We start from the raw sequence: 11798 nt of genomic DNA, 5'->3' as shown, positions 1-11798 counted from the left end.
AGGCACGAGGGTGCGGGGCCCGGCGGCCGATGCGGTGTGTGAGGGCGCTGGTTCCCCGAAGAAGCCGACGGTGCCGGGGAGCGGGGGCCGTCGGGCAGGCCGACCGGTCCGGCCGTGGACGTCCTGGCCGATGATCCGGTGGTACGGCGGGAGCGCCTTGGCCCCGGCCGTCCGCGCCCGCCAGCGCCCCGTGCCCTCGATGACGTCCCGGTGAGTGGGTGAACAGCGTCCCCGAGGGGCGCGCCCACGACCTCGCCGACAAGCGAACGGACCCACGGAGGGGGAGAACGGGACAGAGCGGCTCCGATGGCCGGAAGAATCCCCACGCGCCGCGCCGAACCGCGCCGGTACGGTCGGGCGATGGACGATCAGGACGGCTACTTCGGAGAGCGTGTCGCGGCGGCCTACGACACCTCGTCAGGGGACATGTTCGAGCCGGGCGTCATCGAGGAGACGGTCGGCTTCCTGGCCCCGCTGGCCGGTGGCGGCTGGGCCCTTGAACTGGGCATCGGGACGGGACGCGTCGCGTTGCCGCTGGCGCGGCAGGGGGTGCGGGTCCACGGCATCGACCTGTCACGGGCGATGGTGACCCGACTGCGGGCCAAGCCGGGCGGTGACGGGATCGGCGTCACGATCGGGGACTTCGCGACGACGAGGGTCGACGGGACCTTCTCCGTCGTGTATCTGCTCTACAACACGATCATGAATCTGACGACCCAGGCGGAACAGGTGGCCTGTTTCCGGAACGCGGCGGCCCATCTGGAGCCCGGGGGGTGCTTCGTCATCGAGGTCATGATCCCCGAACTGCGCAGGCTCCCGGCCGGGCAGAACATCGTGCCCTACCACGCGGGTCCGACCGGATGGGCCTTCGACATCTACGACGTCGCCACCCAGGCGACGAGTTCGAACTACATCGAGGTCGTCGACGGCCGCGGCGAGTACCGGTCGATTCCCTTCCGGTACGTCTGGCCGTCAGAACTCGACCTGATGGCCCAGCTCGCCGGGTTGCGGCCGCGCGAGCGGTGGGACGGATGGACCCGGGAGCCGTTCACCAGCGAGAGCCGTCGGCATGTCTCGGTCTGGGAGAAGCCCACCGCGTAGACCCGCTGTCCACGGCCGGGGGCGATGCGCGAACGCCACCGCCCCCGGCCCCGCCGGGCGGGATCGGGGGCAGCGGGCAGCGGCCGTCGTGCGTCAGCCGAGCTTCTTGACCTGGGTGTCGATGAGCTGCTTCGGGAACTCGGCCGTGCCGCCCAGGCTCATCGCGTAGAAGGTGGCCAGGGTGGTGCCCTTGCGGACCGCCACCACATGCATCTGACCCGGCTGGCCGCCCATGTCGGCGTGGACGGTGAAGGCCGCGGACTCGTCGCCGCCCGTGTAGGAACCGTTGGTGATCTTGGTGAACGGCATCTTGTCCGCACCGGCGTTGAGGGTGAAGCCCCCGGCGCAGTCGGCGCCCGCCTTCTTCACCGCGGCGAACTGCTCGCTCGCGCCCTTGCCGTCGTAGCTGGCCAGGGTGGTGGAGGTGACCGTGGCCTTGAGGGCATTCACACCCGCCAGCGCCTTCTCCTCCGCGGTGGCGTCCTTCGCCGGGTCCGCCCCGATGGGCACGGCCTTACGGGTCACGGTGGCCGCGGGCTCACCCACGCCCCGCAGCGCCAGCGCCCCCACCAGGGGCCCGCACTCCGGCTTGTCGGCCTTGGCGGACTTCCCCGCGTTCATGTCGGCCAGGGAGGCGTTGCTGATCAGGTGGCGCGGCAGATCGGCCTTGGTGACGACCAGCTTCTCCAGCTCGGGCTGGGTGAGGGCCTTGGCCGCCGGGTCGGCGTGACCCTCGTGACCCTCGTGGCCCTCCTGCGACGGCTGGGCCGCGTCAACCTTCTTCTCGTCCTTCTTCTCGTCCGAGGAGTCCGAGCCGCCACAGGCGCTCAACAGCACCGCCAGCGAGAGCGCGGAGGCGACAGCGGCGGCGCGGCGGACGGGGGCGTGGCGGACGGAGGTACGGCGCATCTGAGGTGTCTCTCTCTGGATCGTGGAACCGGCGCGTCGTACGTCACCGCACCGCCGTCGAGCCCGGGGGCCGTAGGGGCCCCCGGGCAGGGCGGTGCGCGGCCCCGCGCCGGACGGGTCGATGACCTTTCACGGCGGCGGCACGTCGTACGCGGATCCGAATCTACGTGTCCCGCGCCGCCGTTGATCCTCTTTTGGCGTGCGCACGGCGATCGTGACGACCACGCAACCGCAGGTCCGCCCGATCGAGACCATCGCGCGTACAACCCTGGGGCCACCGCGACCTCCCGGCCGCCTTATGGCCGGTTCCGATCGGTCGGCGGGGGGTCAGAGGACCGATTCTCCGGGCCATCGACGGCAGCGCCTGGGGCGGGCGGCGCGATCAGCTTCCTCAGCTCGGCACAGTAGGGGGCGCGCCGGAAGCGGAACGGTCCTAAGCCGTGGTACCCGTCGCGGGCGAGGTCCGCCCGCTCGGTGGTCTGCCAGGCGAGATCCCGCCAGATGACGGCGTCCCCGTCCCGTTCGGCGGCCACCGTCACCATCCCGCACTCCAGCGACTGGCACTCGGAACAGCCGTAGAGGATCCGGCGTTCGCCGTCCAGCGGCGCCGGAGTCTCCAGCAGCAGCGCGCCGAGCCAGGCGGGCAGGATGACCGGGGGCACGTCGGCGGCCAGCGGAGACACCCCGTCAAACGCGCTGAACGCGCCGGAGCAGCCGGACTCGCCCCACTCGCAGAGCCGCGACAGCAGCGGGATCCCGCCCACGATGAAATCGAACCGGTCCCGGGGCGTCCGCCCGGCGCCGCCGGAGAGGACTCCCCCGTCCGGCGTCACCCGCGCCAGCGCGAAGGTCGTGTACTGCGCAGACATGCCCTGAGTATCCCCGCTGGCCCGGTGCCCCGATCGCGCCGCGGGGCGTTCGCTACCGTCGGCGCATGAGTCTCGACGTCATCGTGGTGGGGGGCGGGGTCAGCGGTCTGGCCACCGCCGTGGTACTGGCCGAACGCGGGCAGCGGGTGCGGGTGTGGAGCGCCGAGGAGGCGGAGCACACCACCTCGGCGGTCGCGGGAGGGCTCTGGTGGCCCTATCGGATCGAGCCGAACAACCTGGTCGGACCGTGGTCGGCACGGACACTCGGGGTGTACGAGTCGCTGGCCGGACGCCCGCGGGAGACGGGGGTTCGGCTGGTGCCGGGCACCGTCGTCGGCGGCACGGTCGCGGAACTCGGCGACTGGGCCGCCTCGGTGACCGGACTGCGTGCCGCGCACGCCGGGGAGTTGCCGCCAGGACACACAAAGGGGGTCCGGGCCCGGGTGCCGCTGGTTGACATGCCGGTCCATCTGGCGTGGCTGCGGCGCCGTCTGGAGGCGGCGGGCGGCACCGTGGAGCGGCGGGCCGTCCACGCGCTCGCCGAGGCCGCGGCCCTGGCGCCGGTGGTGGTGAACTGCACCGGTATCGGGGCGCGCGAGCTGGCGGATGACCCCGGAGTCGTCCCGGTGCGGGGCCAGTTGGTGCTGGTGGAGAACCCGGGTCTGACGGAGTGGCTGGTCCTGCCGGACGACGGCGGGAGCGAGTCGGCGTATCTGCTGCCGCAACCGGGGCGGCTGGTCCTGGGCGGCACGGCCGAGGAGGGCGACTGGCGGCGGGAGGCGGACCCGGCGACGGCCGCCGCGATCGTGGAGCGCTGCGCGCGGGCCGTACCGGAGGTGGCTCGGGCCCGGGTGCTGGGGCACCGGGTGGGGCTGCGGCCGGTCCGTCGCGGCGGGGTCAGGATCGAGGCGGAGCGGATACCGGGCGGAGGGCTGCTGGTGCACAACTACGGGCACGGCGGGGCCGGGGTGACCGTGGCGTGGGGCTGCGCGCACGCCACGGCGGAGCTGGTGCCGTGAGCACCACGGACCGGGGCCGGGACCGGGTGCGCCTCAGCGGCATGGGCCCGGGGCGTGGTGGGCACCTGAGCCGCAGGGACCCGGACGCTGAATGACGCCCTGGGCGTCATGGACCCGGAGGCTCGGTGGGCCTTGAGCGTCACAGGCCCGAGACTTGGTGATCCCCTGGGCGTCATCGACCGGAGACTCACTGGGCCTTGAGCGTCACGGACCCGGGGCCTCGGTACCGAAGGCGGCCCGCAGTTCCTCGTTCAGCGACCGTTGGAACGCCGTCACCAGCGCCTGGACCACCAGGGGCCGGATGTGCTCCGACAGGGACCGCATCGCGTCCACCCGCTCCGGGTCCCACACCTCGTCCCGGAAGAGCCGGGTGAGCTGCTGGGCGGCCGAACGGGTGTGCTCCCCGAGGATCGCGCGGGCCGCCAGGATCGTCTCGTACGCGATCGGCACGTCCAGGAGCTGTGCCCCGAGCCGGAGCAGTCCCGGGTCGACCCGGTAGCGGTCCCCGGACCCGGCCGCCCGCTGGAGGGCGCCCATCGCGGTGAGCCGTGCGATGTCGCCGTCGTCCAGCGGGCGGCCGGTCCGGCGTTCCAGCTCGGGGCGGCCGATCTCCTCCGCCGGGTCCGGTGACCAGGCGGCCACCAGGGCCCGGTGGATGGCGAGGTCCTGCGCGCTGAGGTCACCGGGGAGCCGTTCCAGATAGCGCTCGATGGCGGCGAGGGTCATGCCCTGGTGCTGGAGGTCCTCGATCAGGGCCAGCCGGGAGAGATGGCGCGGTCCGTAACGGCCCACCCGGCGGGGTCCGATGACCGGCGGCGGCAGCAGCCCGCGCGTGCTGTAGAAGCGGACGGTGCGCACGGTCACCCCGGCGCGGGCCGCCAGTTCACCGACGGTGAGTGTCGCGTCCCGCGCTTCCTCGGTGCCGCTCGCCATCACCCGCGCCCCGCCTCCCCTGTCCGCCCCTGCCTGGCCCGCCCGGTCCGGCTCCCCGCCCGGTCCCGGCCCGGGGAGTCCCACAGTATTGCTGTCCCACCCGTGCGGTGAAAGCGCCGGTCGGCCCCGCGAGGAGCCCCACCGGCCCGCGGGCGCGGCCACCTGTGCCCGCGCCGCCGCGCGCTGCCCGACAGGGAGCCCCATCCGTCCGCGGGCGCGGCCGTCCCGGACGCCCCGGTGTTCAGGCCCGCAGATAGGCGAGGACGGCGCGCACCCGGCGGTGGTCGTCCGGTGCCGGGGGAAGGTCCAGCTTCAGCAGGATGTTCGCGATGTGCTTGGCCACCGCCGCCTCGGTGACGACCAGGGCACGGGCCAGCGCCGCGTTGGAGCGGCCCTCGGCCATCAGGCCCAGGACCTCGTGTTCCCGGGGGGTCAGCCGGGAGAGCGGGTCCCGGCGCCGGGCCAGCAGTTGGCGCACCACCTCCGGGCCGACCACCGTGCCGCCGTCCGCGACGCGGGTGAGCGCGGCCATGAACTCCTCGACATCGCCCACCCGGTCCTTGAGGAGATAGCCGACGCCCGTGGCGCGGCGGTCCTCCAGCAGTTCCTCCGCGAAGGTCTGTTCCACGTACTGGCTGAGCCGGACCGGGCCGCCGGTCGCGGTGGCCGGGGGCCGGGAGATCTCCGTCGCGGCGTACGCGGGACGGGCGGACGCCGAGGAGAACCGGCTGGTGTGGGTCTTCTCCGTGCTGCTGGTGGCGATGTCGGCCGGGTACACGGGGATCGCGGTCGCCAACACGCTGATGATGGCGACGGCGGGCCGGGCGGGCGATCTGCGGGTGCTGCGGCGCTCCGGGGCGACCGGGCCCCAGGTGCTGATGATGCTGGGAGTGGAGACGGCGGTGGTCCTGGCGATCGGCACGGTGCTGGGGGTGGTGGCCGCGGTGCCGTCGCTGCTGGGGATCAGGGCGGGGCTGGCGGCGACGCTGGGGGTGCCGGTGGGGCTGGTGGTGCCCTGGGGTGTGGTGCTGGGGGCGCTCGGGGTGACCTCACTGCTGGCACTGGCGGGCACCCTCGTCCCGGCCTGGCGCGCGCTGCGGCGGGGCTGCGGCGCGGGGTGGGGGTGCGCCCCGGGAGCACCCCCACCGGGATCCAGCCGTCGTGCCGCCTGCGCGCCGTCTCACTCCCGCCGTACGGGCGGGGCAGGGCCACGGCGCACCGGCGGGGTACGGTCCCGGCGCGGCCGCCGGGCGGACGGGGCCACGGCGTCCCCCGTGGGCGGGCCCTCCGACCGGGCGGTCCGACCGGCCGTCCGTCGTCGGGGGCGCTCCCGTGCCCGTCGCGAGGTGCGCGCGGGCTCATCCGCGACAGGACGGCGGCGGGCGGACCCCTTGGCGACGGCGCCCGTCACGGACACGGGACGGCGGCGGGCGGACCGCCGCGCACGGCACCGTCCGCCCTGGCCACGGCACCCGCCCACGCCACGGCGCCCGCCCCGGCCAGGGCGGGCGCCAGGGACAGGGCGCGTTCCAGCCGTGGGACGCGGCTCGCTAGTAGACCGCGACCCCGTAGGTGCTCAGGGGCTCCAGTACCGGCTGGTGGATGGCCGATCCCGCCGTCCCCGAGCAGCCCGCGCTGCCCGAGTGGATCCCCAGCGCCACCCCGCCCGCGAAGTGGGCGCCCCCGCTGTCCCCGCCCGCCGAGCAGGCCGTGGTGCGGACCATTCCGTACACGGGGCCGTCGCTGTAGTTGACGGTGACGTTCACGGCGGTGACCCGGCCGCTGGTCACCCGGGTGGTGGAGCCGCTCTTCTGGATGGCCTGACCGACCAGGGCGTTGGCGGCGGAGGTGATGTCCCGGTAGGTGCCGTCGTAGAGGTCGACGGTGCCGGGCGGGTTGGAGCCGTCGGTGTAGCGGATGAGCGCGAAGTCGTCGGTCGGGAACCGGGAGTCCTGCCGGGTCCCGATGGCGGCGCCGCCCGAGGACGCGGCCCAGCTCGCAGAGACGTTTCCGCAATGGCCCGCCGTCAGGAAGTAGCGGTCGGCGCCCTGGGCCACGTTGAAGGCGGCCGAGCAACGGACCCCACCACCGTAGATCGCGTCACCGCCCGCGACCTCCCGCTTGAGCACGCCGGGGATCCGGGCGACCCGCACCGCCGCGCCGAGGCCGTCGGCCACCGACCGCAGCCGGGCCATCTCGCGCTCGTCGACCGATGTGTCGGCCTCCACGGAGACCTGGTTGGACGACGGGTCCACGCCCCAGGAGGTACCGGGGATCTTCGCCCGGTTCTCCAGCACTTTCATGGCGCTCTTGAGCTGGGTGGTGCTGCGCTGGACCAGTTCGGCGCGGGCACCGGAGGCCCGTACCTCGTCGGCCGCGTTGGAGTCGGTGACGGTGACGACGAGTTCACCGGTGACCGGGTCGAGATAGGAACCGGCGGTGTCGTCGCCGCCGAGGATCCCGTCCAGCTTCGCCTGGATGGCGTAGTGGCCGGCCGAGGCGGCGATCCCCGGGCCGGGCGCGGGCACCGGGTCCGGGCCCGACGCCGCGTGGGCGGCGGCGGGGGCGAGGGTGACGGCGGGGAGGGCGAGCAGGGAGGTCAGGAGGATGCGCGCACGGAGCGTGCGTCTCATGGGGGCTTCTCCTTCGCAGTGATGCGTGGGGGTTGAGAAGCAGTCTGAACCGGAGGGAACCGGCCCGTTGTCGACCGTCGGGGTCAAGATGGCATGAGCCTGCCAATCCAACAAGCGCCTTGGGAGGGTGGGTTCCGGTTTCCCTCACGGTTCGTCAGACGAGAGGGCCATCCGGGTGTGCCGCGATTCGCCCGTACCGGTACGGCCAGTGAGGTGAGGCGCCACGACCGTCGGGGGAAGGCGCCCCCGCTCCGCCGCACGCTCCCGGCCCCGGCCCGTCCGGGCTCAGCGCCCGGCGTACCCGAGCACCGGATAGTGGTCGGAGAGGTTGGTGTACGTGTACTCCCTGCCCCAGCTCGACACCTTCCAGGGCGCGCTGGTCTCCTTCACCACCTCGTTGGTCCACCCGGCCGGCCGGGCGTGCCCCGCCCGGTGCAGGACGTAGTCGAGGTCCTCGCTCGGCAGCCCCGGGTAGCGGTCGGCGGTGACCGAGTTCTCCGTGGTGTCGAAGGAGTACGGATGGCCGGTGCGCGCCCCGGCTCCGGCCAGGTCCGCGACGGCCAGCATCGAGGCGTACTCGGGGCTCCGGGAGTCCACATTGAGGTCCCCCGCCACCACCACCTGTTCCGAGGCCGGGATCCGCTTGGCGTCCAGGAAGGCGTCCAGCTCCCGGAACTGGGCGGCCCGCACCCGGGCCGCCTGGCCCGCGGCGCAGCCGGGGTCGGTGGACTGGGCGTGGGTGCCGACCAGATGCACCCGCTCCCCGCCCACCTGGAGCACGGTGTAGACGAACCCCTTGTTGGAGAACCAGTCACCGCCGCAGCCGTCCTTGTAGACGTACTGCTCCTTGCGGACGATCGGCCACGCGCTGAGCACCGTCACCCCGCCGTCCTCCGGCGTGGTCGCGGAGTAGGACCCTCCGGTCGCGTCCCAGCCGCTCCTGCTCCGGCCGAGGACGGGTGTCTGGTGGGGGTAGCGGTCCGCCGCGCGCCGCATCAGGGCGTCGGAGGAGGTGTTGTCGAACGCCTCCTGGAGCACGACGACGTCCTGCCCCTGGAAGAAGGGCGCGCCGGGTATCGCGGCGGCCCGGTGGTCCTGGCCCCAGTTCGGGTAGAGGGTCCGGGCGAAAAGGAACGTGTTGTACGAGAGGACCTTCAGCTCCGGGGTCGTCCCGGCGGCCGCGGCGGACGGCGCCGTACCGGCGAGGAGGGTCGCGGCGAGCGCGGAGGAGAGCAGGGCGGCGGGTACCAGCGGGCGACGGGAGAGACGGGTCGTCGGGGACACGGGGCTCCTTCCGAGGGTGGAGGATCATCACATCAGCCGCGATTACCGTCGGGTAAGGAGTGGGTGCCCACTTTCTTGCGCCCGGGACAACACACCGTGCGCCTCCGCCGGTCCGGTCCCGCGAACCGATAGGGCTGGACCATGGACCAACTCATTCCGCTGGATATCGGCCCGCTGAACCCCAACGGCTGGGAGCTGATCGCCGGTCTCGTCTGCTTCGCCCTGGTCTACTTCCCGCTCGCCTGGTGGATCCTCCCCCGGGTGCGGGCGATCCTCCAGGAGCGCGCCGTGGCCATCCACGGCGTACGGGCCGAGGCCGACGGGCTCCAGACCGAGGCGGACCGGCTCCGCGACGAGCGTGACGCGATCCTCGCCGCCGCCCGCCATGACGCGGCCCATACCCGCCAGCGGGCGTACGAGGAGGGCACGGCCCTCGTCACCGCCGCCCGTGCGGAGGGGGCGCGCGAACGCGAGCGGATCATCGCGGCGGGGGCCGTGGAGATCGAGGCCGAACGCACCGTCGCGGCGGAGGCGCTCCGCGGTGATGTGGACCGCCTGGGCCGGGAGCTGGCCGAACGCGTCCTGGGCGAGCCGCTGAACGGCTGAGCCGCGCGCGGGCCGTGGGCTCCCCGGACTCCGTGCACTCCCTGCGCTCCCCGGCCGGAGCACCGGTAGAGCACCAGTGGGGCCGCCGCGGGGACCGGCCGCGGACACCGCGTCCGCAGACCGTCCCCCGACGGCGTGGATCACGACGGCGAGGGGCCCGACGGCGCGTCAGAGGACCGCGTACGCCGACCGGGTGACGGTCCCCCGGTAGCAGCACCCCGTGTCGGCCCTCTGTTCGCACCGGGGGCCGCGCGGGTACCTTCCGCCCCATGTCGATACGTGTGCGCGGTACCCGACTGACGTACAGATCGCTCGTGACGGCGGCCACCGCCGCCCTGCTGGCCGTCGGAGTCTCCCCCACGGGCGCGCGCGGCGCGCCCGCCGAGGAGAGCACGCCGGTCTACTCCTACCGGGACGCCATCCGCGAGACGGTCTGGGTGGACACCGGGCTCGACGGGGACGGCGACGGGCGGACCGACCGGGTCGCCGCCGACGTGGTCCGGCCCCGGGAGGCGGCCCAGCGGGGAGTGCGGATCCCGGTGATCATGAACGCCAGTCCGTACTTCTCCTGCTGCGGACGGGGGAACGAGTCCCAGCTCAAGACGTACGACGCGAACGGCGCGCCCGTCCAGTTCCCGCTCTACTACGACAACTACTTCGTCCCGCGCGGCTACGCCTATGTCGCCGTCGACCTCACCGGGACCAACCGCTCCGACGGCTGCGCCGACATCGGGGGCGCCTCCGACGTCGCCTCCGCCAAGGCGGTGGTGGACTGGCTCAACGGGCGCGCCCCCGGCTACACCACCCGCACCGGCCCGGTGCGCACCGGGGCCGGGTGGTCCACCGGTGCCACCGGCATGATCGGCAAGAGCTATGACGGCACCATCGCCAACGCCGTCGCCGCGACCGGTGTCGAGGGGCTGCGGACGATCGTGCCCATCGGCGCGATCTCCACCTGGTACGACTACTACTTCGCCCGGGGCGCCCCGCTCTTCGGCTCGGGGCCCGACGGGCTCGCCTCCTACGTCAGCAGCCCGGCCGCCCGTCAGCGCTGTGGCGCGGTCCAGCGGAAGCTGGTCGAGGGAGCCCCGCGCAGCGGCGACCTCACCGCCCTGTGGCAGGAGCGCGACTACGTGCCGGACGCCTCCCGGATCACGGCCAGCGTCTTCGCCGTGCACGGCCTCCAGGACCTCAACGTACGGCCCAAGCACCTCGGCCAGTGGTGGGACGCCCTGGCGGCGGCCGGGGTGGAGCGCAGGCTCTGGCTGACCCAGGCCGGGCATGTCGACCCGTTCGACTTCCGGCGCGCGGCGTGGGTGCGCGCGCTGCACCGCTGGTTCGACCACCATCTCCTCGGTCTCGACAACGGCGTCGACCGCGAGCCCGTCGCCGACGTGGAACGCGCGCCCGACGTCTGGGCGAGCGACCCGTCCTGGCCGCCGTCGGGCACGGCGCCCGTCATCTTCCGGCCGGGGCCGGGCGGCGCGCCCGGCGTGGGCACGCTGTCGCTGACCGCCCCGCCCGCCGGGGCCCGGGAGACCTTCACGGACGACCGCGCCCTCGGTGAGGCCGACTGGGCCGCGCGCGCCGACCAGTCCACGCCCGCCAAGGTCTCCTTCACCACGCCGCCGCTCGGCCGGGCGCTGCGGCTGGCCGGCTCGTCCACGGTCACCGTCACCGCGACCCCGACCACCGCGAGCGCCCATCTCTCGGCGGTCCTGGTCGACCTCGGGCCCGACACCATCCGCGACTACACGGCGCGCGGCGAGGGCATCACCACCCTGACCCAGCGCACCTGCTGGGGCGCGAGCACCAGCGGCGACAGCGCCTGCTTCAAGGAGACCCGCGCCCAGACCAAGGCGGTCGGGTACACCATCGTGAGCCGGGGCTGGGCCGATCTCGGCACCCACGCCTCACCCGCGCAGGGCGAGCCGCTCACCCCCGGCCGGCCGTACCGGATCAGCCTGGACCTGCATGTCACCGACCATGTCGTCCCGGCCGGACACCGGCTGGCGCTGATCGTGGCGGGCACCGACCGCGGGCTGATCGAACCGCCGTCCACCACGCCCACGCTCACCGTGGACCTGGCGGGCAGCTCCGCCCGGCTGCCGGTGGCCGGCGGGGCCGCGGCCGTGGCGCGCGCGCTGGCCACGGCCGGTGCCCGGCCCGCGCCCGGAGCCGTCCCACCGCACACCGGGGTCGGCGCTCCCGACCCGCGCCGCTTCGGCCTCCCCGCCACGGCTGGATCCGCCGCCGCTGACGCGTCCGCCGCAGCTCACGGGCCCGCCGCAGCTCACGGACCCCTCGCCGCTGACGCGTCCGCCGCAGCTCACGGGCCCGCCGCCGCTCACGGACCCCTCGCCACCGGGGCGTCGGTCGTCGACAGCCCCGCCCCCGCCCCGGGAGGAACCCTCCGATGAGCCGTCGTCTGTACGCCCTCGCGG

10 protein-coding genes are annotated in these 11798 nt (G+C 74.2%); 4 read left to right on the top strand and 6 right to left on the bottom strand.

The window, feature by feature from the left end; genetic code table 11:
- Positions 1-360 precede the first annotated feature (360 nt).
- Positions 361-1101 carry a class I SAM-dependent DNA methyltransferase gene (locus tag ACFVIM_RS26915; RefSeq protein WP_384306294.1) on the top strand — a complete coding sequence of 247 codons (741 nt, stop codon included), beginning with the start codon at positions 361-363 and terminating at the stop codon, positions 1099-1101.
- A 93-nt stretch (positions 1102-1194) separates the two neighbouring features.
- Here ACFVIM_RS26915 and ACFVIM_RS26910 read toward each other — a convergent pair whose 3' ends face one another.
- Positions 1195-2010: a hypothetical protein gene (locus tag ACFVIM_RS26910; RefSeq protein WP_384306291.1), complete on the bottom strand. Its 816-nt coding sequence runs from the start codon at positions 2008-2010 to the stop codon at positions 1195-1197.
- A 296-nt stretch (positions 2011-2306) separates the two neighbouring features.
- Positions 2307-2879, bottom strand: coding sequence for a hypothetical protein (locus ACFVIM_RS26905; protein ID WP_384306288.1), 573 nt, complete (start codon positions 2877-2879; stop codon positions 2307-2309).
- Between the two features lie 65 nt (positions 2880-2944).
- On the opposite strand from ACFVIM_RS26905, the gene ACFVIM_RS26900 reads away from it, so the two are divergent.
- Positions 2945-3898 carry an FAD-dependent oxidoreductase gene (locus ACFVIM_RS26900; protein WP_384306286.1) on the top strand — a complete coding sequence of 318 codons (954 nt, stop codon included), beginning with the start codon at positions 2945-2947 and terminating at the stop codon, positions 3896-3898.
- Between the two features lie 204 nt (positions 3899-4102).
- Here ACFVIM_RS26900 and ACFVIM_RS26895 read toward each other — a convergent pair whose 3' ends face one another.
- The 4 genes from ACFVIM_RS26895 to sph all read right to left on the bottom strand — a co-directional run bounded on the left by ACFVIM_RS26895 (position 4103) and on the right by sph (position 8748).
- Positions 4103-4831: a MerR family transcriptional regulator gene (locus ACFVIM_RS26895; protein ID WP_384306283.1), complete on the bottom strand. Its 729-nt coding sequence runs from the start codon at positions 4829-4831 to the stop codon at positions 4103-4105.
- Between the two features lie 241 nt (positions 4832-5072).
- Positions 5073-5594 (bottom strand): response regulator transcription factor, encoded by a 522-nt coding sequence (locus ACFVIM_RS26890; protein ID WP_384306297.1) that lies wholly within the window; start codon positions 5592-5594, stop codon positions 5073-5075.
- Positions 5595-6381: 787 nt separating this feature from the next.
- Positions 6382-7464, bottom strand: coding sequence for a S1 family peptidase (locus ACFVIM_RS26885; RefSeq protein WP_384306281.1), 1083 nt, complete (start codon positions 7462-7464; stop codon positions 6382-6384).
- Positions 7465-7749: 285 nt separating this feature from the next.
- A complete protein-coding gene (gene sph / locus ACFVIM_RS26880) occupies positions 7750-8748 on the bottom strand; it encodes a sphingomyelin phosphodiesterase (RefSeq protein WP_384306279.1) in 999 nt (332 codons plus the stop codon).
- A gap of 141 nt (positions 8749-8889) precedes the next feature.
- Between sph and ACFVIM_RS26875 the strand changes: the two genes are divergently transcribed.
- The gene (locus ACFVIM_RS26875; RefSeq protein WP_384306276.1) at positions 8890-9354 is read left to right on the top strand and encodes a hypothetical protein; all 465 of its coding nucleotides are present in this window, start codon (positions 8890-8892) and stop codon (positions 9352-9354) included.
- Positions 9355-9623: 269 nt separating this feature from the next.
- Entirely contained in the window at positions 9624-11774 is a 2151-nt protein-coding gene (locus tag ACFVIM_RS26870) for a Xaa-Pro dipeptidyl-peptidase (protein WP_384306273.1), read from the top strand.
- Positions 11775-11798 lie beyond the last annotated feature (24 nt).

This window comes from Streptomyces sp. NPDC057638, from assembly GCF_042800315.1.
Classification (GTDB): Bacteria; Actinomycetota; Actinomycetes; order Streptomycetales; family Streptomycetaceae; genus Streptomyces.
The sequence above is the reverse complement of the archived record's forward strand: the minus strand, read 5'-3'. Positions and strand labels throughout refer to the sequence as shown.